The following is a 21477-nucleotide window of genomic DNA, read 5'->3' as shown; positions in this document are numbered from 1 at the left end:
GCACTTCCAGCCCGTCGACTTTTTGCGATGAATGAAAAGCCGTTACTGCACTTCCAGTCCGTCGACCTTCTGCCACCCGCGCGGCAACAACGACCCACGGCTCGCACGCGCACCCACATAGCTATCCAGATCCTTGAACGACAGGCTCATGGTGCGGGCGCCGCTGCGCACCAGCAGCGTGTTGCCCGGCGCCACAGCGACCACTGCCACCACGCGCTCGGTGCCGAGCTTGGCCTTGGGGATCTCGATGATCTTGTTGCCTTTGCCCTTGTCCAGCTCGGGCACGTCGGTGGCCGGCACCGCCAGCAGGTTGCCGGCGCTGGTGACCGCGACAATCCGATCGGTCTGCGGGTTGCTCACTTGCGCGGGGCTCAGTACATGCGAGCCAGCGGTGAGGTTGAGCATCGCCTTGCCGGCCTTGTTGCGGCCGGTGAGGTTTTCGAAACGGGTCACGAAGCCATAGCCGTGCGAGGACGCCAGCACGAAGCGGGTGGCGTTGTCGGCACTGGCCATGACCTGGAACGATGCGCCCGAGCCGGGCGAGAAACGGCCGGTCAAGGGTTCGCCGTTGCCACGTGCCGAGGGCAGGGTGTGCACGGCGGTGGAATAGGCGCGGCCTTCCGAATCCAGGAACGCCACCTGGTGCGTGCTGCGGCTGCGTACCGCCGCCAGCAGGCTGTCGCCGTCGCGATACGACATGCCGGCCGGATCGACCTCGTGGCCCTTGGCCGCGCGCACCCAGCCCTTTTCCGACAGCACCACCGTCATCGGTTCGCTGGCGACCATCTCGGTTTCGTCGATGGCCTGCGCGGCGCCACGCTGCACCAGCGGCGAGCGACGCGCATCGCCGAACTTCTTGGCGTCGGCGGTGAGTTCGTCCTTGATCAGCTTTTTCAGCTTGGTCTTGCTTTCCAGGATCGCCATCAGCTGCGCGCGTTCCTTGGCCAGCGCTTCCTGCTCGCCGCGGATCTTCATTTCTTCCAGGCGCGCCAACTGACGCAGCTTGGTTTCCAGGATGTATTCGGCCTGCTCCTCGCTGAGCGCGAAACGGGAGATCAACACCGGCTTGGGTTCGTCTTCGCTGCGGACGATGCGGATCACTTCGTCCAGGTTGAGGAAGGCGATCAATAGGCCTTCCAACAGGTGCAGGCGACGCTCGACCTTCTGCAGGCGGTGGTTGAGGCGGCGGGTGACGGTATCGCTGCGGAAGGTCAGCCATTCGCTCAGCAGCTGGCGCAGGTTCTTGACCTGCGGCCGGCCATCCAGACCGATCACGTTGAGGTTGACGCGGTAGCTGCGTTCCAGATCGGTGGTGACGAACAGGTGGCCCATCAACTGCTCGGCATCCACGCGGTTGGAGCGCGGCACCAGCACCACCCGCACCGGGCTGGTGTGGTCGGACTCGTCGCGGATGTCTTCCAGCCAGGGCAGCTTCTTGGCGCGCATTTGCTGGGCGATCTGTTCGATCACCTTGGACGGCGAGACCTGGTAAGGCAACGCGTCGATGACGATGTTGGCGTGTTCTTTTTTATACGTGGCACGAGCGCGCACGCTGCCATGGCCGGTCTCGTAGATATTGCGCAGGTCGGCGGCCGGGGTAATGATTTCCGCGGTGGTCGGGTAGTCCGGGCCCAGCACGTGTTCGCACAGTTCCGCGACCGTGGCATCGGGGTTGTCGAGCAGGCGCAGCAGCGCGCTGACGATCTCGTTGAGATTGTGCGGCGGCACATCGGTGGCCATGCCGACGGCAATACCGGTGGTGCCGTTGAGCAACAGGTGCGGCAGGCGCGCCGGCAGCCAGGTGGGTTCTTCCAGGGTGCCGTCGAAGTTCGCCGCCCAGTCGGTGGTGCCCTGGCCGATCTCGCCCAGCAGCACTTCGGCGATCGGGGTCAGCTTGGACTCGGTGTAGCGCATCGCCGCGAACGACTTGGGATCGTCGGTGGAGCCGAAATTGCCCTGGCCCTCGATCAGCGGGTAGCGGTACGAGAACGGCTGCGCCATCAGCACCAGCGCTTCGTAGCAGGCGCTGTCGCCATGCGGGTGGTACTTACCGATCACATCGCCCACGGTGCGTGCGGACTTCTTCGGCTTGGCGGCCGCGTTCAGGCCGAGCTCGCTCATCGCATAGACGATGCGTCGCTGCACCGGTTTCAGGCCATCGCCCAGGAACGGCAGGGCGCGGTCCAGCACCACGTACATCGAATAGTCGAGATAGGCGCGTTCGGCGTACTCGCGCAGCGGCAGCTGTTCGAAGCCGTGGAAGGTGGGGCGGGTCAGATCGGTCATGTAAAGCCAGGTCCTGCGTGAAGAAGAATCCGCGCCGAGGCGCGGACTCGAAGAGCGCCGATTATCCGGATGCGGCGGGGGATGCCAAGCCGCGCACGTGGCCGGCGGCCAGATAACGGGTGGGCGGGGCGCCGAAATGGCGGTGGAACACGCTGACGAAGGCACTGGGGCTGCTGTAGCCGAGCTGGTCGGCCACCTGTGCCACTGCGCTGCCTTGGCTGAGCCGGCGCAAACCCTCGGCCAGCCGTGCCTGCTGCCGCCATTGCGCAAAACTCAAGCCGGTCTCGTCGCGAAAATGCCGGCTCAGGCTGCGTGGCGACAGCCCGCCCCAATCGGCCCAGGCATCGAGCGGGCGCGGATCGGCAGGGGTGGCGAGCAACTGCCGGGCAATCCGCAGCAGGCGGCGGTCGGCCGGCATCGGCAGGTGCAGATGGTCGATCTGGACCTGGCATAGCTCGTCCAGCAACACCGCGGCCAGTCGTTGCTGGGCGCTATCGAGCGGCTGGTCCAGCGGCCAGCTGGCGGCGCGCATGATCGCTTCGCGGGCCAGCCCGGTCAGCCGGATCACCCCGCCTTGCGCGGGCAGGGCGGCGCAGGCGTCCGGCCGCACCACCACGCCCCATCCACGCATCGGGCCGGCCAGCTCGACGGTGTGCTGCTGGCCGGGCGGCATCCAGCCAGCGCAGCCCGGCGGCAGCGACAGCGTGCCCTGCTTGGTATGCACGGTCAGCACGCCTTGCTCGACAAACATCAACTGCCCGCGCACGTGCGCATGCCAGGCGGTTTCCGGCGCCCACACCGCGCGCAGGTCGGCCAGGAAGGCGATCAGCACCGGGCCGTCGGCCCATTCGAAGCTGCTGCGCACACCGGGCGGTAGCGCGTCCACCGTCGTTGGCGGGTTTTCGATAGTCATTGGCCTGATTGTATTACCGGGCCAGCTGGCGTGGCGCGTAAGGTGACGATCCTTGCCGACGGTTTAATCCCGGTTGGGATATTTGCGTTGACAAATATATTTTTCGGAACAAAATGTGCGGCATGAATGTACCGTCCTCCGCTCCGCCGTCGTTCGGGTTGCTGTTGCGCCAGGTGCGCGACGCGCTGATGCGTCAGCTCGATGCCGAGATGAAGGGCGAGCTGCCTGACTTCGGTTTCAGCCACTACGTCGGTCTGAAGATCCTGGCGGTGCGCTCGCCCTGTACGGCCAACGAACTGGCGCTGGCGCTGGACCAGACGCCGAGCGCAGTGACCCGCCTGCTCGACAAGCTCGAAGCGCTCGGCGCGGTGCGGCGCGAGCCGCATGCCCAGGACCGGCGCGCGCTGCAGATCGTCATGACCGAGCAGGGCGTGGCGCTGTGGGAGCGGCTGCGCTTGCGCGGCGAACGCGCGATCGAGCATGGCCTGCGCGACCTGGATGCCCCTGAGCGCGAACAACTCACCTCTCTTCTTATCCGTGTCCGCGATGCACTCAACTCATGAACGCTGCTAGTTTTTCCATCCAGACGCTGCGCCCGCGCCCGATGCGCCTGGCGCGGCCACTCGTTGTCGCCGCCCTGACGCTGGCGCTGGCCGCCTGTGCCAGCAGCCGTGGCCTGGCGCCGCAAGGCACCGTGCTGCAGCCCGGCGACGTGCATGCCGAGCGCACCCTGGCGCAGGCCGGGCTGAGTCCGGCCGCATGGCCGGCCAGCGACTGGTGGCGTGCGCTGGGCGATGCACAACTGGATGCCCTTATCTCGGAAGGCCTGCAGCACAGCCCCAGCCTGGCGTCTGCCGATGCACGGCTGCGCCAGGCCCAGGCGCGCATCGGCAGCGCGCAGGCCGAGCGCGGCCCCAGCCTGTCGGTCTCCGGCGGCTACACCGGATTGCAGTTGCCCGAATCGATGGTCGGCGACGAACTGGGTGGCAGCTACGGCGGCAGTGCGCAGATGGTGCTGGACTTCCGGTATGGCGTGGATCTGTGGGGCGGCAAGCGTGCCGCCTGGGAAGCGGCGGTGGACCAGGCGCATGCGGCCGAGGTGGATGCGCAGGCGGCGCGGCTGAACCTGTCGGCGGCGATCGCCGAAGGCTATGCACAACTGGCCTATGCGTGGAGCCTGCACGATGTGGCCAACGATGAGCTGGGCCGCGCGCGCAAGACCCTGGAGCTGACCCAACAACGCCGCGGTGCCGGGATCGACAGCGACCTGCAGGTGCGTCAGGCGCAGGCGCGCGTGCCGGCCGCGCAGCAGCAACTGCAGTCCGCGCAGCAGCAGATCGACGAAGCGCGCACCGCATTGGCCGCGCTGGTCGGTCAGGGCCCGGATCGCGGGCTGCAGATCGCCCGCCCGACGCTGGGTACCGGGCTCGCCACGCAGCTGCCGAGCACCTTGCCGGCCGATCTGCTGGGCCGACGCCCGGACGTGGTGGCGGCGCGCTGGCGGGTGGAGGCGGCCGACAAGGACATCGCGGTCGCCAAGACCCGCTTCTATCCCAGCCTCAACCTCACCGCGCTGGGTGGGGTGGTCAACCCGGATGTCGGCAAGCTGCTGGAAAGCGGCTCGGTGTTCGGGTTGGTGGCACCGGCGCTGAGCCTGCCGATCTTCGACGGCGGCAAGCTGCGCGCCAACCTGGCCGGCAGCGATGCGCAGTACGACCTGGCCGTGGCCGACTACAACCAGAAGGTGATTGCCGCGCTGCGCGAAGTGGCCGACCAGGTCACCGCCGTGCGGTCGCTGCAGCAGCGTGCACAGGCGCAGAACGATGCCGTACAGACGGTGGGCGCGGCCTTCGATCTCGCCCAGCAGCGCTATCGCGCCGGCATCGGCAGCTATCTGGAAGTGCTCAGCGTGCAGGAGCAGTTGCTCGTTGCACGCCAGCGCATGGCCGGGCTGCAGTCGCAACAACTCCTGGCCTCGGTGAGGCTGCAGCGTGCACTGGGCGGCGGATTCACGCCGGAGCCCGCACGCGACACCGCACGCACCGCGCCCACTTCCGCACAACCGAATTCCTGAGACATCGACGATGAGCCAGACGACTCCTGCTTCTTCCCAACCCGCGCCGGCCGCACCCAGCAAGCGCCGAGCGGCGCTGCGCATCGTGGCCATTGTGGTGATCCTGGCGATCATCGGTCTGGTGGCGTGGTACTTCCTGGTCGGCCGCTGGCACGAGGACACCGACGACGCCTACGTGCAAGGCAACCAGGTACAGATCACCCCGATGGTGGGCGGCACCGTGGTCAGCATCGGCGCCGAAGACGGCATGCGCGTGGAGCGCGGCCAGCTGCTGGTGCAGCTGGACCCGGCCGATACCGCGGTGGCGCTGCAGCAGGCCGAAGCCAACCTGGCCAAGACCGTGCGCCAGGTGCGCGGTCTGTACCGCAGCGTGGAAGGTGCGCAGGCCGAAGTGTCCGCGCGCGAAGTGACGCTGCGCAGTGCCCGTGCCGACTTTGCCCGCCGCAAGAATCTGGCCGCCAGCGGCGCCATCTCCAACGAAGAACTGGCGCATGCCCGCGAAGAACTGGCGGCCGCCGAGGCCGCGGTGAGCGGTTCGCGCGAGAGCTTCGAGCGTAATCGCGCGCTGGTGGACGACAGCGACCTGGCCAGCCAGCCGGACGTGCAGACCGCCGCCGCGCAGGTGCGCCAGGCCTATCTCAACCACGCGCGCACCGGTGTGGTGGCGCCGGTGTCCGGTTATGTGGCGCGGCGCTCGGCGCAGGTCGGCCAACGCGTGCAGCCGGGCAGTGTGCTGATGGCGGTGGTGCCGCTGGAGCAGGTGTGGGTGGAAGCCAACTTCAAGGAAACCCAGCTCAAGCACATGCGCCTGGGCCAGGAAGTGGAGCTGCATTCGGATCTGTACGGCGGTGGCGTGGATTACACCGGTCGCATCGAAAGCCTGGGCCTGGGCACCGGCAGCGCGTTCTCGCTGCTGCCGGCGCAGAACGCCAGCGGCAACTGGATCAAGATCGTGCAGCGCGTGCCGGTCCGTATCGTGGTGGACAGCAAGCAGCTGGCCAGCAACCCGTTGCGCATCGGCCTGTCGATGAAGGTCGATGTGAACCTGCACGACCAGCAGGGCCGCGTGCTGCCGGCCAAGGCGGCCACGGGCGCGGTGTTTTCCACCGATGTGTATGCGCAGCAGCTCCAGGCTGCCGATGCCGACATCCATCGCATCATCCAGGACAACCTGCCGACGCAGGCTGCCACCAAGGCGGGCTGAGCCACCATGTCTTCGCAAGCTCCCACCGCGCCCGGAGGCCCGGCGGCACCGGCGCCCGCGGCCGGCTTTCGCCCGGCAAGCGTGGTGTTGTGCACCGTGGGCCTGGCGATGGCCTCGTTCATGCAGGTGCTGGACACCACCATTGCCAACGTCTCGCTGCCCACCATCGCCGGTAATCTCGGCGCCAGTTCGCAGCAGGCCACCTGGGTCATCACCTCGTTCGCGGTGAGCACCGCGATCGCGTTGCCGCTGACCGGCTGGCTGAGCCGGCGTTTCGGCGAAACCAAGTTGTTCGTGTGGTCCACGCTGGCCTTCACCGTCGCCTCGCTGTTGTGCGGGCTTGCGCAGAGCATGGGCATGCTGGTGGTGGCGCGCGCGCTGCAGGGCTTTGTGGCCGGCCCGATGTATCCCATCACCCAAAGCCTGCTGGTGTCGATCTACCCGCGCGACAAACGCGGGCAGGCGCTGGCGTTGCTGGCGATGATCACGGTGGTGGCGCCGATCGCCGGCCCGATCCTGGGCGGCTGGATTACCGATAACTACAGCTGGGAATGGATCTTTCTGATCAACGTGCCGCTGGGCATCATCGCCAGCAGCATCGTCGGTTCGCAATTGCGGCATCGTCCCGAACAGCTCGAAAAGCCGCGCATGGACTATATCGGCCTGATCCTGCTGGTGGTGGGCGTGGGTGCCCTGCAGCTGGTGCTGGACCTGGGCAATGACGAAGACTGGTTTTCCTCGGACAAGATCATCGTGCTGGCCTGCGTTGCCGCGATCGCGCTGGTGGTGTTCGTGATCTGGGAGCTGACCGACAAGGATCCCATCGTCGATCTCAAACTGTTCCGGCATCGCAACTTCCGCGCCGGCACCCTGGCGATGGTGGTGGCGTATGCGGCATTCTTCAGCGTGAGCCTGCTGATTCCGCAATGGCTGCAGCGCGACATGGGCTATACCGCGATCTGGGCTGGCCTTGCGACCGCACCGATCGGCATCCTGCCGGTGCTGATGACGCCGTTCGTAGGCAAGTACGCGCTGCGCTTCGACCTGCGCATGCTGGCCACCATCGCCTTCGTGTTCATGTCGTTCACCAGCTTCTTCCGCTCCAACTTCAACCTGCAGGTGGACTTTGCCCATGTGGCCACGATCCAGCTGGTGATGGGCGTGGGCGTGGCGCTGTTCTTCATGCCGGTGCTGCAGATTTTGCTGTCGGATCTGGATGGTCGCGAGATTGCGGCAGGCTCGGGGCTGGCCACCTTCCTGCGCACGCTGGGCGGCAGTTTCGCTGCCTCGCTGACCACCTATCTATGGGCGCGCCGCACGCAAGTGCACCATGCGCATATCACCGAACACATCTCGGTCTATACGCCCGGCATGCAGGAGCAGGTCACCGCCATGGGGCAGGGCGATCTGCAACGTGGCGCGGCCTTTCTCAACAACATGATCAACCACCAGGCCTCGCAGATGGGCTTCAACGACATCTTCTATCTGCTTGGCTGGACCTTCCTGGCGATCATCTTCTTCCTGTGGCTGGCCAAGCCGCCGTTCGGCGCGGGCGCCGGTGGCGCGGCGGCGGCAGGTGGGCATTGAGTCATTGCCGACTTAATCAAAACCCCGCTGGCGAGCGGGGTTTTGATCGTTCGAACAACTGCCTCGCCGTGTTATTGCGGTCCGGCTCATTCCACGCGTCCCGTCTGCGAGATGCCCGATGCGGCATGCAGCTACGGCGCCAGCAGCGCCATGCTTGCATGCAGTAGCATGCGCGCTGCGGCAAGTGTGGCCTTGGCGCTGGTAGAGCGATGAGCGACTCAGTGCGTTGGCATGCCGCCCGCATTTTCAACATGACAAGGAAGCTTCGATGATGTTTCGATCCCGGCTGCGCTGCGTGTCTGCGACCGTCTTGCTTATCCCGTTTCTTTCCCTTGGCTTCGTCGCATTGGCGGAGTCGGCAGTCCAGCGTCCAGAGGTCGCAAAACAGGCCAAGGCCTATCGTTCGAGCGACGGTACGAAGGTCTCCACCCTGCGTTATGGATCGCGCGACAAGAACCAGGCGCTGCTGCAGGTGACCGGAGCCGACAGCGAAATCGATGACAGGATCCTTCTGGCGAGCATCGATGCCACGCAGAAAGATAAGCGGTATACGGTTCAGCTGAAAGGGCGGCCGTATGTGCTGTTGATCCTCAACGAAGGGAGCGGCGAGTTGTATCTGCCTGGCGCACCGAAGCCCGTGCGCGTTGGCTACGACCCCGGTGCTTCCGAGCAGATCAATCCCGAGCATCATCTGACGGAGTACCAGGAACAAGTGGCAGACGCCAATTAAATCTGGCGATGCGCATGCAGGCCTGCATGCGTCATCGTCTTTGACGGCACGTGTTGCTGCCAATAGCCGCTAGTCGCTTTTTTTGAGAGTTCACGATCATGCCAGTAACGTCTTGCGCCGGTGTGCTGCGTTGCCTGACGCTGCTGCTTCTGCCGGCTATTGCCCCATCTGTTTTTTGCAGCGCAAACCTTGCAGTGTCCGTCGACGCTTCGCATCTCCAGCGCTGTGCTGCAGAGCCCGGACGTGCCTGCAGAAGCGCGCCTTGGCCTTGATCAGCGCCGTCCGTTGCGGTTGTCGTCGATCGGCGTGTATTCGGGACATCCCCGTGAGCGTGCTGCACTGGTGCCTCGCAATGAGGACGAGCAGCAATCGGGCGGTACCGAGCGATGGATCTGGAAGTTTGACGTACCGGACCCGCATGGCATTTATGCCGTCTGCGAGTACGGTGCAGGCGTGCAGGTCTCCTGGCAGGTCGGCGAAACGGTGCGGGCTTGCACGGGACGATTCGCAGCGCCGAGGTGCGGGCAACCGATCGCGTCGCGTCGTTCTATTGCGATTAAATGCCTTGGTCAAAGCGCTCCAGCGCGTTGCCATGAATTGCGATGGCACGCGCACCTGCAGTTTCCGGAGTTGGTTTTGACTGGCCGAATCCCATAAGAAGCCTGCTTGGTTATGTGCGGCGCATGCGACCAGTGATGCACTGGTGCAGTACATCAGTTGTTGGGCGAACAATCCCACCAGCGCTGCGTCATCCAGGTGCTCATGCGGCGCTGGGCCCGGCAGCTGGCCTGACCTGCAGGTAGCTAAATGCCGCGCCCGGTCAGGTCTTCGGCTCTGGCAGCCTGTCGCCCGGCTACCGACAAACAACGCCCGATCGAGCAGCTGCCCACTGGCGTCATGTACGCGGCGGCGTTAATGCTTGGCACTGCCCAAACGCAAAAAACCCCGCCGAAGCGAGGTTTTTTACGATCTACCGTGAGTCGTGGTGCCCAGGAGAGGACTCGAACCTCCACGAAGTTGCCCCCGCTAGCACCTGAAGCTAGTGCGTCTACCAATTCCGCCACCTGGGCGACTCAGGGGACGAATTGTGCAAGTTGCGTGCGAAGCTGTCAACGCATCCCGGACAAATTTTTGGAGGTGGCCGGTGCCTGCCGGCGACCTGAAAAACGCGGCACGGCGGACGCACGCGTTGTACGTCCGCCGCGATACGCGCTTATGGCAGTTGCGCAGCCTGCAGCTTGACCTCCGCGCTCTGCACCGGCTCGCTTGCCGAGCGCGCCAGCTGCACGCGGTAGGTACCGGCTGCGATCTTCCAGTGCCGCGCCTTCGCATCGAAATCGGCCAGCGTCTTCGGCTCGGCCACGACCTGCACGCGGCGCTTCTCGCCGGGCTTGAGCGTGAGCTTCTGCCAGCCGATCAGGCGCAGCGGGGTGGCGTGGCCCTCCGGAAGCACGAGGTAGAGCTGTGGTACTGCAGCGCCTTCGCGTTCACCGGTGTTCTCCACGTCGAAACGCGCAGTGAGCGTGCTGCCTTTTGCATCCACCTGCAGGTTGCCCATGTCAAAGCGGGTGTACGACAGGCCATGTCCGAACGGATAACGCGGGGTGAGCTTGCGTGCGGCAAACCATTTGTAGCCGACATTGGCGCCTTCGATGGCGTAATCGATGGTGTCCTCGCCGGGTTTGGCCGGCTTGAAACCGAGGCCGGGAATCGAGGGGCGCGGTAGCTGCGATTCGTCCACCGGCCAGGTCACCGGCAAGTGGCCGGACGGATTCACCGCGCCGGTGAGCAGGTTGGCGATCGCCTCGCCGCCGCCGATGCCCGGGTACCACGTCTGCAGCACCGCAGGCACGCGCTCGGCCCAGGGCATGCGCACCGGCCCGTTGGTTTCCAGCACCACGGTGGTCTTGGGGTTGGCCTTGGCCACCGCCTCGATCAAGGCGTCCTGGTTGTCGGGCAGCCGCATGTCCGGCAGGTCCACCGATTCGGCCGCCCACTGGGTGGCGAACACGATCGCCACGTCGGCGGCCTTGGCCGCGCGTGCGGCAGCGGCGCAGTCGGTGCCATCCACGTAGTCGATCTGCACGTTCGGCAATGCCGCGCGCAGTGCCTGCAACGGCGAAGACGGGTGGATGATCACCGGGCCCGGCCAGGTGGTCGGGGTGAGCCCGGGCACCGCGTTACCGCCATTGATGGTGTAGTCCACCCGCGAGGAGCCGCCACCGGACATCACGCCCTTGTCGGCGTAGCCACCAATCACCGCGATGCGGCGCACCTGGCTGGATAGCGGCAAGGTGGCCTGCTCGTTACGCAGCAACACGCCGCCTTCTTCGGCAACATGCTGCGCCGCCAGTTGCCCGGCCTTGCCATCGATGGGTTGGCGCTGGGTGGGGTGATCGAACGCGCCATGCGCAAACAGGCTGCGCAACACGCGCTTGACCATGTCGTCGAAGCGGGCGCGCGGCACCACGCCGGCACCCACCGCCATGCGCAGTGGCGCATCGAAGAACACCGCCGCGTCGAACACTTCGCCGGCCGATTGCTGGTCCAGCCCGGCCAGCGCGGCTTTGGAGCCGCTATGCACGCCGCCCCAATCGGACATCACGTAGCCGGGGTAGTGCCATTCCTGCTTGAGCACCTGGTTGAGCAGGTAATCGTGCTCGCAGCCGTAGATGCCATTGATCTTGTTGTAGGAGCACATCACCGAGGCAGGGTCGCCGATCTTCAGCGCGATCTCGAAGGCCAGCAGGTCCGACTCGTGCATCGCCTGTTCGCCAATCTCGGCGCTGTGGAAGTTGCGCCGGGTTTCCATGTCGTTGAGCGCGAAGTGCTTCATCGTCGACAACACGTGTTCGCTCTGCACGCCGCGGATGGATTCGCCGACCATGCTGCCGGCCAGCAGCGGGTCTTCGCCGGCATATTCGAAATTGCGGCCGTTGCGTGGGTCGCGCTGCAGGTTGACGCTGCCGGCCAACAGCACGTTGAAGCCCTGCTGCCAGGATTCGCGGCCCATGGTCCGGCCGCCCTCAAAGGCCAGCTGTCGATTCCAGCTGGACGCGGTGGACGGGCCCGATGGCATCGCGGTGGCGTAGTCGCCCTTGCGGATGCCGCCGGGATTGGTGACGCCGACACCAGCATCGGCCAGTTGCTGCGCCGGGACGCCCAGCCGTGGAATACCGGGCACATAGCCGGCCGAGCCCAACGCGCCCTCGGGCTTGGGGATCTTGTCGGTGCCCAGACCGAAATAGCTGCGCAGCATCTGGAATTTTTCGTCTTCGCTCATCTGGGCGAGCAGCCGGTCGGCACGCTGGTCCGCCGTCAGTGCGGTATCCATCCACGGCTGCGGCGCCGCTGCCGTTTGCGCCACCGCCGCCGGTGCAGCCAGGGCCATGCCCAGGCGGATCACCACCGCCAGCACCAACGGGCGCGGACGAGAGATGGGGTGTGTAAACGTTTTCATATCGGGATGTGGCACGGGGTGTCCTTCTATTACGGGTCATGTCAAAACGGGTCGGGCACCGCGGTGCCCGGATCGGATGGCGCTCTGGCGCGCCTGGCCGCTCGCCGAACTGGCGGGGCCGTCAGAAGTCGGTCTGCGCGGTCCGCAGCACCGGATACAGCTGATAGCGCTCGTCCCAGGAGGAATGGCGCCGGGCGAAAAATTCCAGCCGCGCCTGTGGGTCGGCGGCAAAGGTCTTGTCGTTGGCCAGGCGCTGCTCGAACTGCGCCTTCAGGCCGGCATCGCGGGCCAGCATGTCGCGCGCCACGTCTTCGGCGACGTAGGCCTCCATGTATTCCTTGCGTTCGAAGGCAGTATTGAAGAAGCCCCACTGCAGCAACGAGTCCGGCGCCTGCGGTTCCAGCATTGCCATCACCAGGCGCGCCTTGGGCTGGGCGATCGGCACGAACAGCGAGCCGGCCGGGACGGCGCGGCGTTCCTCGCGCCATTGCCCGCTGACTTCCACGGTCTGATGGCCTTCGTTGGAACGTGCCGCAAAACGGGTGTCTTCGGCGCGGAAGCTTTGTACCGGGTAGTCGGCAGCACTGTCGATGGTGCGGAAGGCGATGCCGTGCAGGCGCAACTTCTCTGCCACGAAGGCGGCCTGCGCGGCTGGTACCAGATAGCCGCCGCGGGGTGCGTCGACCACCAGATCGGGGGCGATCTGATCGCGCAGCGGCACGTTCCAGATTTGCGGTGTGTTCTCGTCGTAGCGCGTCATCAACGCGCCGGAAATCGGCGAGGGTGTGCGCGTGTACGCATAGCCGCGGAATGCCACTGTGCGTGCCTTGGGGCCGGCCGCAAAACTCAGCGGTTCGGACGTGCCGGCCAGGCGACTGGCGCGTTGGTCGGCGGCCAGCGCATCGGCGCGCCAGGCGGTGCCATGTCTGGCGGCCTGCTGCAGCACCGAAACGATGGCGTTGCGGGTGACCCGCACGCGCGTGGGGTAATCCTTCCACGAGTGCGTTTCCACCAGCATGCCGAAGCGGTTGCGCAGCAGGAAATAGCCATGCGAGAAGCGCGGCGGCGACACGTCGTCGGCAAAGCCGGAGGTAGGATCGTCCTCGCGCACGAAAGAGGGGTAATACGGCAGCGGCAGCGAGCCCTGCTTGCGCAGGTCGGCCAGCACCGCATCGCGCCAACGGGCGCCATCGCGCTGCAGGGCGGTGTCGCCCGCATGCACCGGCTCCACCTGCACCGAGACATCGTGCTCGAACTTGGCGCCGTCGGTGACGTGCAGGTCCACAACCATCAGTGGGTCCCATTGCTGCACCAGGCGCAGCATGGCCTGCATTTCCGGCGCGTCGGCCTTGACGTAGTCGCGGTTGAGGTTGAGGTTCTGCGCGGTGGTGCGCCAGCCCATCTGTTCCGGGCCACGCTGGTTGGGGCGGTTCCAGGCGCCGAAGCGTTCATGTCCATCGATGTTGAACACCGGTACGAATACCCACACCAGCTTGTCGAGCACGCCTTTGTTGGCCTTGCCCTCGAGCAGCTCGCGCAAGGCCAGGAAACCGGCGTCCTTGCCATCGATCTCGCCGGCATGGATGCCGCCCTGGATCAGCACCACCGGCAGTTTGCGTTGCGCGGCGGCGTCTGCATCCAGCGCGCCGCTGGTGGAGACGACCAGCGCCTTCATCGGCCGGCCTTCGGGCGTAGTGCCGAACTGCGTGCAGCGCACCGCCTGGGGATAGCGCTGCGCAAACGCATCGCACAGCGCGATGACTTCGTCGTAGCGGCCGGTCTGCACGAAGCCGCTACGCTCGGCCACGCTGGTCAGCGGCTCGGCGGCAAGCGCAGTGGAAACGGAAGTCGACAACAACAGGCCCAAGGCCAGGCGGGTGTAGCGGGGCATCCAGCGGTCCGGTGTTCCAGGAAAACGTTTGCAATGTAGCCGAGCCGGCGCGGCAGGCCAATCTGCACTGCGACATGCGCGCATTGTTCAAGCGGCCACGACCACGTGCTGCGTCGCCAGCTGGGGACGTTCGCTGCGCAGCTTTCTGCCGACTCACCCGGTGCACAGTTGCAACCGGATGGATGCAGCACTGTCCGGCCGCATGGCGGCCAACCAGCTGGCGCCGGTACGATAGGGCCTGTCACCAGTTCGACCGGACCGCCTTTGACCACCACGACCTTGCCCGGCCCCACTGCCGGCGCGCGCCTGCCGCGCCAGATTCCTTTCATCATCGGCAATGAAGCCTGCGAGCGTTTCAGCTTCTACGGGATGCGCAACATCCTGGTGCAGTTCCTGATCACCTCGCTGCTGCTGCAGGAGATCGGTGGCCCAGGCCGCGAGGCCGAAGCCAAGCACATCCTGCACAGCTTCATGATCGGGGTGTATTTCTTTCCGCTGCTGGGTGGCTGGCTGGCCGATCGGCTGTTCGGCAAATACAACACCATCCTGTGGTTCAGCCTGGTCTACTGCGCCGGGCACGCGTGCCTTGCGATGTTCGAAGGCAGCCGCAGCGGCTTCTTCGTCGGGCTGGGGCTGATCGCGCTGGGCGCGGGCGGTATCAAGCCGCTGGTGGCCTCGTTCATGGGCGACCAGTTCGACCAGTCCAACAAGCATCTGGCCAAGGTGGTGTTCGACGCCTTCTACTGGATCATCAATTTCGGCTCGTTGTTCGCCTCGCTGCTGATTCCGTTGGCGCTGAAGAATCTGGGTCCGTCCTGGGCGTTCGGCATCCCCGGCATCCTGATGTTCGTGGCCACGCTGGTGTTCTGGCTAGGGCGCAACCGGTATGTGCGGGTGCCGCTGCCGCCGAAGGATCCGCACGGATTCGGCGCGGTGGTGCGCACCGCGCTGCTGACGCGCGTGCCGGGGCAGGGCCGTCCGGGCCTGGTGCTGGCCTCGCTCTCGGTGGTGCTGGCGCTGGCGAGTTTCGCCTGGGTGGAGCCGCTGGGCATCGTCATCTGCCTGTGCATCGCGCTGGTGCTGTTGCTGGCCGGCATCGGCGGTGGGACCTGGTGGCAGCTGGAGCGCGCGCGCGGCACGCATCCGGATGCGGCGGTGGAAGGCGTGCGCGCCTTGCTGCGGGTGCTGGTGATCTTCGCGCTGGTCACGCCGTTCTTCTCGCTGTTCGACCAGAAGGCCTCGACCTGGGTGCTGCAGGGGCGCGAGATGACCATGCCGGCCTGGTTCACCGCGTCGCAGATGCAGGCGATCAATCCGCTGCTGGTGATGCTGCTGATTCCGTTCAACAACCTGGTGCTGTACCCGCTGCTGCGCCGGGTTGGCTGGGAGCCCACGCCGTTGCGGCGCATGACCAGCGGCATCGCCTTCAGCGGCGTGGCCTGGATCGTGGTGGGGGCGATCCAGGTGGTGATGGATGGCGGCGAGCCGATGCACATCGCCTGGCAGATCCTGCCCTATGCCTTGCTCACCTTCGGCGAGGTGCTGGTGTCGGCCACCGGCATCGAGTTTGCCTACAGCCAGGCGCCGCCGTCGATGAAGGGCGTGGTGATGAGTTTCTGGTATCTGACCACCACGGTCGGCAACCTGTGGGTGCTGCTATCGAACGTGGCGGTGCGCAACGCGACGGTGACCGCGCATATCGCCGATACTGGGCTCAGCGAAGCGGCGTTCCTGATGTTCTTCTTCGCGGCCTTCGCATTCCTGGCGGCACTGGCCTTCGGCCTGTATGCGCGCGGTTATCGCATGGTCGACAATTATCGTTCTGCCTGAGGTCCGCATGATTACCCTGATCCTGATCGCCATCACCGGCATCGTCTCCTGGATGGCGTTCAACAACCGCAAGTTGAACGACCGCCTGATCCTGTGGCCGCCGGCCGTGGACAAGCACAAGCAATACGACCGGCTGGTGACCTACGGCTTCATCCATGCCGACCTGGGCCACCTGGTCTTCAACATGATCACGCTGTTCTTCTTCGGGCGGGTCATCGAACGGGTGATGCTGCAGATCACCGGCAGCGTGCTGACCTATCCGCTGTTCTATCTGGCTGCGTTGGTGGTGTCGATCCTGCCCAGCTATCTGAAGAACCAGAACAACCCCAACTATTTGAGCCTGGGCGCCTCCGGTGCGGTGTCGGCGGTGCTGTTCGCCTTCATCCTGCTGCAGCCATGGACCATCATCCTGGTGCTGTTCATTCCGGCACCGGCGATCATCTATGCGGTGTTCTACGTCGGCTACAGCCTGTGGATGGACCGCCGCGGCGGCGATCGCATCAACCACAGCGCGCACCTGGCCGGTGCGGCCTTCGGTGTGATGTTCATGCTGATCATGGAGCCGCGGGTGCTGCAGATCTTCCTGGAGCAGCTGTCCAACCCGCGCTTCGGCTGAGTGGCAGCCCGCAACGGCGGGCGCGTGTCCCGGCGGCCTGGTGCAGGCCCCGGGTTGCAGACGTCAACCAGGCCAGGACCGTGGTGGTGCATGACGGTCCTGGCGGATGAGCAGTGCCGGCCTCAGGCCGCAGTGCGTTCCTGATCGGTGGCAAGTGCCGAACCGGACACTGCGCCATAAGCCTGCTGCAGGCGCTGGTAGACCGTGTCGTTGAGCTGCGCGAAGTCGGGATTATGGGTGTCGCCGGTGATGGCGAACTGGAACAGCCCTTCCAGCAGCGAGCTGTCGCTCTGCGCGTTGTTTCCTGCCGAATCATTGTGCATGCGGTGACTCCTCATAGGTAAGACGAGGGCGCCAGGCATGCCGGAGACCGGTTGCAGCGAGCGCCATCGAGTCAGCTATCGGCGGTGCTGCAGCGAACTTGAGCAGGTCGTCGCCGAGCCGGGCGGCCGGTCACAGCGTGGATTCATTTTCACGCAGGCGCGGCGTCGCGCTGGTCACACTGGCCGCACTTGGCAGCGGTGCAGACCACGATGAAGGCAGCGACAGTGCACGTCGACCACGACCCGACGCAGCAGCATTTCGTTGTAGACACCGATGGACAACGTGCCGAGCTGGTGTACCGCCGCGACAGTGCAGGCATGACCATCACTCACACGCTGGTGCCGGAGGCGATCGGCGGACGCGGGATCGCTGCCGCGTTGGTCGAGGCCGCTCTGGCGTTTGCCCGGGCATCCGGGCTGAAGGTGGTACCCGCGTGCAGTTATGCGCAGGCCTACATGCGTGGACATCCACAGTTTCAGGATCTGCTGGCCTGACGTCGGCAGCAGCAAGTCAATCAGGGGAGCGGGTGGGAATGGGGCGGTTGCTTGCAGGAAATGGGGTGCGGGGCCTGCTGGTGCTGGCACTGCTGACGGGCTGTACGCAGCGCGAGCCGGCAACCGCCGAGCCGGCCGAACCGGCGGCCGATGCGGCCGTGGCAACACCGCCACCGGTCGAGCCGGCAATGGCGCAGAGTGGCCCGCTGGAAGACGTGATCGAGCATGCGCCTGCCTACATGGTGGGTATCAGCTACCCGCGCGGCCTGAATGCCTATCCGGAACTGACCGCGTTGATCCGCACGTACGCGCAGGATGCGCGCAGCGAATTGATGCAGGCCGTCGCCGGTCTCGGCAACGACAAGCCCGCCGCGCCCTACGAGTTGTCATTGGCATTCGAAACGGTGTTGCAGACCGCCGACCTGATCGTGATCTCTGCCGACGGCAGCCGCTATACCGGCGGTGCGCATGGCGAGCCACTGGTGGCGCGTTTCGTGTGGCTGGTCAAGGAGCGCAAGCAGTTGACTGCGCAGGCGCTGATTCCGGATGCAGCGGGGTGGGGCAAGATCGGCAGTGCGGTGGCCGCACAGCTGCATGCCGCCGCCACCCAGCGCGTGGAAGCCGATCGCTTGCCGATCGAAGAACAAGCCGAACAGGTGGCATCGGCCGATCGCATGATCGCCGAGGGCACTGCCGCGCAGGTGGACAACTTCGCGCAGTTCGTCCCGGTGTTGAATGCGGCCGGGCAGATCACTGCATTGCGTTTCGTGTTTCCTCCGTACCAGGTGGGGCCGTACTCGGATGGCACGCAAACCGCCGACGTGGCTGCATCCACATTGCTACCGTGGGTCGCGCCGGAATATGTACATCTCTTCGCTCGCTGATGTATCGCCCCGCAGTCGATGTGATTGAATGGCTCGACCATTCAGTAATGTACTCCAACGGGTGATATGAGTAGTTTCGATCCAACCGCAAACCGCGTGGACCACACCTGCGCGCGTTACCCGGAATTCCCGCGGGAACCGGCCGTCCTGGTGAGGTTGATCAAGCATCTCTACAAGCGAATGCACACGCAAAGCTGCGTGCGGCTCAAGCCGTACGGCATCAGCCCGCCGGAATACGAAATCCTGATGATGCTCTACGGCACGCCGGAGCAGGCCATCACGCCTACCGAAGTGGCCGAGGCGGCCAGCGAGAAACCCGCCAACATCACCCGGCTCACCGATCAACTCTGCGAGAAGGGCTTGATCGCCCGCGGCGGCAGCCCCGACGATCGGCGCAAGATCGTACTGACCTTGCAGCCGGCAGGGCTGGCCTTGATCGAAAGCCTGTTGCCGGAAGCGTGCACGCTGTTGAATGCGCAAACGGCCGGCATCAGCGATGCCGAACAGGTGCGCCTGGAGAAGTTGTTGAAGAAGCTGCTCGATGGCGTGGATGCGGTGGAGCCCTAGCGGCGGTCAATGTGTCTTGGCGGGCTGGCGGGAAGGCGCGCGGCAGACGCGAGACGCGCGATATATGCCAGCGTGACGGTCTTCGCCGCGCACTGGTTTTCGCCAGGCGGGCCATGTCTTGTGTGCGGCACGCCCCACGCCTGCGTACATCAAAAACGCCGCCCGGATCGCTCCGGGCGGCGCTGTGTTTGGAGCAAGGCTGCAGGCCGGGTTACGGCTTGGACTGCGGTGCCTCTGGTGTGGCGCCATCGCCACCCTGCGCGCTCAGGCCGCGCTTTTCGAGCAGTGGCTCGATCTGCGGCGCATGGCCGGCAAAGTTCTGGAACAGCTCCATCGCATCCACACTGCCGCCGCGCGAGAGCAGGGTCTTGCGGAAGCGGTCGCCATTGGCACGGCTCAGGCCACCATGTTGCTTGAACCACTGCTGGGTGTTGGCATCCAGCACCTCGGACCAGATGTAGGCGTAGTAACCAGCTGCGTAGCCGCCCATGATGTGGCTGAAATACGGCGTCTTGTAGCGCGGCGGCACGGGCGCATAGGCAATGCCATCCTGCTGCAGGGCCTTGGCTTCGAACGCCATGACGCCGGCCGCATCGGGCACGTCGCTGGCGCTGACCTGGTGCCAGTTCTGGTCCAGCATCGCCGCACCCAGGTACTCGGTGGTGGCAAAGCCCTGGTTGAATTTGGACGCAGCAATCACCTTGTCCAGCAGGGCCTGCGGCATCGGCGTGCCGTTCTGATAATGCTTGGCGTAGTTCTTCAGGATGGACGGTTCGTCGGCCCACATCTCGTTGACCTGCGAGGGGAACTCGACAAAGTCGCGCGGCACGCTGGTGCCGGAAAAATACGGGTATTTGACGTCGGAGAACATGCCGTGCAGCGCATGCCCGAACTCATGGAACATGGTGGTCACTTCATCCCAGGTCAGCAGCGTCGGCTGGCCGGCCGGCGGCTTGGGGATGTTGAGATGGTTGGCCACCACCGGCTTGAAACCGGTCAGCTCGGACTGCGACACATAGGAGTTCATCCAGGCGCCACCGCGCTTGGATTCGCGTGCGTACATGTCGGCGATGAAGATCGCCAGCTGCTTGCCGTCGGCATCGAACACATCGTAGACGGTGATGTCGTCGCGGTAGGTCGGCAGGTCGGTGCGCTGCTTGAAGGTCAGGCCGTATTCCTGATTGGCCGCATAGAACACGCCGTTTTCCAGCACGTTCTTCAGCTCGAAGTACGGCTTGAGCTGGGATTCGTCGAAGTTGTACTTGGCCTGGCGCACCTTCTCGCTGTAGTAGGCCCAGTCCCAGGCTTCGAGCTTGAACGTCGGCTTGCGCGCGGCCTTTTGTTCCTTGTCGATCATCGCCTGCAGGTCGGCGGCTTCGCGCTTGGCATTGGCGACCGCAGCCGGTGCCAGCTTGCCGAGCATCGCGTTGACCGCTTCCGGGGTCTTGGCGGTCTGGTTTTCCAGCGAATAGGCTGCGTAGGTCGGGAAGCCAAGCAGCTTTGCCTTGTCGGCGCGCAGCTTCATGATGCGCGACACCAGCGCGGTGTTGTCGTACTGGCCGCCATGGCTGCCGCGCGACACCGAGGCCTCGTAGATCTTCTTGCGCAGCTCGCGGTTCTTGAGCTGGGTCAGCGGCGGCTGGCCGGTGGTGTTGAGCAGCGCAATCACGTACTTGCCATCGAGCTTGCGCGCCTTTGCCGCTTCGGCAGCAGCGGCGATCTGTTCTTCGGACAGGCCGTCGAGCTGCTTGACGTCATCCACGACCACCGCGGCGGCGTTGACCTCGGCCAGTACGTTCTGGCTGAAGGTGGTGCCCAGCTTGGCCAGCTCGGCATTCATCGCCTTGAGCGTGGTCTTGTCTGCATCGGAGAGCTTGGCGCCGTCGCGCACGAAGTCGCTGTAGTACTTCTCGACCAGGCGCACACCTTGTGCATCCAGGCCCAGCTTGGCGCGTTGGTCGTACAAGGTCTGGATGCGCGCAAACAGCTTGCCGTTGAGCGAGATCGCATCGCGATGCGCGGCGAACCTGGCCGAATAGTCGGCCTGCAGTTTCTTGCGCGCATCGTTGGTGTCGGCACCGACGAGATTGAAGAACACGGTGGTGGCGCGGTCGAGCGTGGCGCCGCTCTTTTCCAGCGCGATGATGGTGTTCTCGAAGCTCGGCTTGGCCTTCTGGTTGGCGATCTTGTCCACTTCCTTCAACTGCTCGGCCATGCCGGCATCGAAGGCGGGTGCGAAGTCGCTGTCGGTGATCTTGTCGAACTGCGGGTAGTGCAGCGGCAGGGTGCTGTCTGCAAAGAAGGGGTTGGCTTGGGTGGCGGCCTGCGTGGTGGCAGGCGCGGCGATGCTGTAGGACGGCATGGCAAGTCCCAGGGAAGCGGCCAGGGCAAAAGCGAGACGGGTGGTCAAGAGGGTTGCTCCAAAGTGCGAACCGCCGAGGCTAACCCAGCCCGCCCGCATAGGCCTGTGACAAAAGGCATGCCCGGGCAGCGTTGGTGCATGGGTCAGGGCAAGCGCTGACGACCTGGCAAGGCGGGCGCGGCCGCGGGGCGGTGTGTAGCCGTGGCGTTTTGCCGGGGGACATCGTGCGTGGACCGGGGTTGTGCGGTAGGCATA

At 65.3% G+C, this 21477-nt stretch carries 17 protein-coding genes and 1 tRNA gene; 11 read left to right on the top strand and 7 right to left on the bottom strand.

The genetic code is table 11. The features are described 5' to 3' along the window. Nucleotides 1-42: 42 nt before the first annotated feature. Entirely contained in the window at nt 43-2286 is a 2244-nt protein-coding gene (gene parC / locus A7D17_RS10655) for a DNA topoisomerase IV subunit A (RefSeq protein ID WP_064509051.1), read from the bottom strand. A 61-nt stretch (nt 2287-2347) separates the two neighbouring features. Continuing rightward, a complete protein-coding gene (locus A7D17_RS10650; RefSeq protein ID WP_064509050.1) occupies nt 2348-3199 on the bottom strand; it encodes an AraC family transcriptional regulator in 852 nt (283 codons plus the stop codon). A 122-nt stretch (nt 3200-3321) separates the two neighbouring features. On the opposite strand from A7D17_RS10650, the gene A7D17_RS10645 reads away from it, so the two are divergent. The 6 genes from A7D17_RS10645 (at nt 3322) to A7D17_RS25095 (ending at nt 9451) form a co-directional block, all read left to right on the top strand. After that, a complete protein-coding gene (locus tag A7D17_RS10645) occupies nt 3322-3762 on the top strand; it encodes a MarR family winged helix-turn-helix transcriptional regulator (RefSeq protein ID WP_064509049.1) in 441 nt (146 codons plus the stop codon). Continuing rightward, on the top strand, nt 3759-5273 hold the full coding sequence (locus tag A7D17_RS10640; protein ID WP_064509048.1) for an AdeC/AdeK/OprM family multidrug efflux complex outer membrane factor: 1515 nt from the start codon (nt 3759-3761) through the stop codon (nt 5271-5273). The genes A7D17_RS10645 and A7D17_RS10640 overlap by 4 nt, the downstream gene beginning before the upstream one ends. A gap of 10 nt (nt 5274-5283) precedes the next feature. Continuing rightward, entirely contained in the window at nt 5284-6477 is a 1194-nt protein-coding gene (locus A7D17_RS10635; RefSeq protein ID WP_064509047.1) for an HlyD/EmrA/EmrK family protein, read from the top strand. Nucleotides 6478-6483: 6 nt separating this feature from the next. After that, nucleotides 6484-8064 (top strand): DHA2 family efflux MFS transporter permease subunit, encoded by a 1581-nt coding sequence (locus tag A7D17_RS10630; protein WP_064509046.1) that lies wholly within the window; start codon nt 6484-6486, stop codon nt 8062-8064. A gap of 268 nt (nt 8065-8332) precedes the next feature. Then, nucleotides 8333-8794: a hypothetical protein gene (locus A7D17_RS10625; protein ID WP_239692166.1), complete on the top strand. Its 462-nt coding sequence runs from the start codon at nt 8333-8335 to the stop codon at nt 8792-8794. Nucleotides 8795-8953: 159 nt separating this feature from the next. Continuing rightward, nucleotides 8954-9451, top strand: a complete 498-nt coding sequence (locus A7D17_RS25095; protein WP_323210068.1) for an STY0301 family protein — start codon at nt 8954-8956, stop codon at nt 9449-9451. A 326-nt stretch (nt 9452-9777) separates the two neighbouring features. Here A7D17_RS25095 and A7D17_RS10615 read toward each other — a convergent pair. The 3 genes from A7D17_RS10615 to A7D17_RS10605 form a co-directional block, all read right to left on the bottom strand. Continuing rightward, nucleotides 9778-9864, bottom strand: a tRNA-Leu gene (locus tag A7D17_RS10615). Between the two features lie 143 nt (nt 9865-10007). After that, nucleotides 10008-12197, bottom strand: a complete 2190-nt coding sequence (locus A7D17_RS10610; protein WP_193395334.1) for a glycoside hydrolase family 3 C-terminal domain-containing protein — start codon at nt 12195-12197, stop codon at nt 10008-10010. Between the two features lie 178 nt (nt 12198-12375). Further along, complete coding sequence (locus A7D17_RS10605) at nt 12376-14145, bottom strand: M14 family metallopeptidase (RefSeq protein WP_064509043.1); 1770 nt, start codon at nt 14143-14145, stop codon at nt 12376-12378. A gap of 264 nt (nt 14146-14409) precedes the next feature. On the opposite strand from A7D17_RS10605, the gene A7D17_RS10600 reads away from it, so the two are divergent. Further along, entirely contained in the window at nt 14410-15975 is a 1566-nt protein-coding gene (locus tag A7D17_RS10600) for a POT-type proton-dependent oligopeptide transporter (protein ID WP_064509042.1), read from the top strand. A 7-nt stretch (nt 15976-15982) separates the two neighbouring features. Further along, on the top strand, nt 15983-16591 hold the full coding sequence (locus A7D17_RS10595; protein WP_064509041.1) for a rhomboid family intramembrane serine protease: 609 nt from the start codon (nt 15983-15985) through the stop codon (nt 16589-16591). A gap of 122 nt (nt 16592-16713) precedes the next feature. On the opposite strand, the gene A7D17_RS10590 is transcribed toward A7D17_RS10595, so the two are convergent. Then, nucleotides 16714-16914: a hypothetical protein gene (locus A7D17_RS10590; protein WP_064509040.1), complete on the bottom strand. Its 201-nt coding sequence runs from the start codon at nt 16912-16914 to the stop codon at nt 16714-16716. Nucleotides 16915-17124: 210 nt separating this feature from the next. On the opposite strand from A7D17_RS10590, the gene A7D17_RS10585 reads away from it, so the two are divergent. From A7D17_RS10585 to A7D17_RS10575, 3 genes are all read left to right on the top strand, one after another. After that, the gene (locus A7D17_RS10585; protein WP_064509039.1) at nt 17125-17409 is read left to right on the top strand and encodes a GNAT family N-acetyltransferase; all 285 of its coding nucleotides are present in this window, start codon (nt 17125-17127) and stop codon (nt 17407-17409) included. A 38-nt stretch (nt 17410-17447) separates the two neighbouring features. Next, a complete protein-coding gene (locus A7D17_RS10580) occupies nt 17448-18293 on the top strand; it encodes a DUF3298 and DUF4163 domain-containing protein (RefSeq protein ID WP_064509038.1) in 846 nt (281 codons plus the stop codon). A 66-nt stretch (nt 18294-18359) separates the two neighbouring features. Continuing rightward, complete coding sequence (locus A7D17_RS10575; protein ID WP_064509037.1) at nt 18360-18860, top strand: MarR family winged helix-turn-helix transcriptional regulator; 501 nt, start codon at nt 18360-18362, stop codon at nt 18858-18860. 211 nt (nt 18861-19071) lie between these two features. On the opposite strand, the gene A7D17_RS10570 is transcribed toward A7D17_RS10575, so the two are convergent. Beyond that, nucleotides 19072-21270: a M3 family metallopeptidase gene (locus tag A7D17_RS10570; protein ID WP_193395333.1), complete on the bottom strand. Its 2199-nt coding sequence runs from the start codon at nt 21268-21270 to the stop codon at nt 19072-19074. Nucleotides 21271-21477 lie beyond the last annotated feature (207 nt).

Origin of the sequence: Xanthomonas floridensis (genome assembly GCF_001642575.1) — a bacterium.
In the GTDB taxonomy this organism is placed as follows: Bacteria; Pseudomonadota; Gammaproteobacteria; order Xanthomonadales; family Xanthomonadaceae; genus Xanthomonas; species Xanthomonas floridensis.
This window is presented reverse-complemented; position numbering and strand designations above follow the sequence as displayed.

Excerpts from the sequence above, each read along its gene's own strand:
- parC (WP_064509051.1), bottom strand. The coding sequence starts at position 2,286 with ATGACCGATCTGACCCGCCCCACCTTCCACGGCTTCGAACAGCTGCCG.
- A7D17_RS10650 (WP_064509050.1), bottom strand. The coding sequence starts at position 3,199 with ATGACTATCGAAAACCCGCCAACGACGGTGGACGCGCTACCGCCCGGT.
- A7D17_RS10645 (WP_064509049.1), top strand. The coding sequence starts at position 3,322 with ATGAATGTACCGTCCTCCGCTCCGCCGTCGTTCGGGTTGCTGTTGCGC.
- A7D17_RS10640 (WP_064509048.1), top strand. The coding sequence starts at position 3,759 with ATGAACGCTGCTAGTTTTTCCATCCAGACGCTGCGCCCGCGCCCGATG.
- A7D17_RS10635 (WP_064509047.1), top strand. The coding sequence starts at position 5,284 with ATGAGCCAGACGACTCCTGCTTCTTCCCAACCCGCGCCGGCCGCACCC.
- A7D17_RS10630 (WP_064509046.1), top strand. The coding sequence starts at position 6,484 with ATGTCTTCGCAAGCTCCCACCGCGCCCGGAGGCCCGGCGGCACCGGCG.
- A7D17_RS10625 (WP_239692166.1), top strand. The coding sequence starts at position 8,333 with ATGATGTTTCGATCCCGGCTGCGCTGCGTGTCTGCGACCGTCTTGCTT.
- A7D17_RS10605 (WP_064509043.1), bottom strand. The coding sequence starts at position 14,145 with ATGCCCCGCTACACCCGCCTGGCCTTGGGCCTGTTGTTGTCGACTTCC.
- A7D17_RS10595 (WP_064509041.1), top strand. The coding sequence starts at position 15,983 with ATGATTACCCTGATCCTGATCGCCATCACCGGCATCGTCTCCTGGATG.
- A7D17_RS10590 (WP_064509040.1), bottom strand. The coding sequence starts at position 16,914 with ATGCACAATGATTCGGCAGGAAACAACGCGCAGAGCGACAGCTCGCTG.
- A7D17_RS10585 (WP_064509039.1), top strand. The coding sequence starts at position 17,125 with ATGAAGGCAGCGACAGTGCACGTCGACCACGACCCGACGCAGCAGCAT.
- A7D17_RS10580 (WP_064509038.1), top strand. The coding sequence starts at position 17,448 with ATGGGGCGGTTGCTTGCAGGAAATGGGGTGCGGGGCCTGCTGGTGCTG.
- A7D17_RS10575 (WP_064509037.1), top strand. The coding sequence starts at position 18,360 with ATGAGTAGTTTCGATCCAACCGCAAACCGCGTGGACCACACCTGCGCG.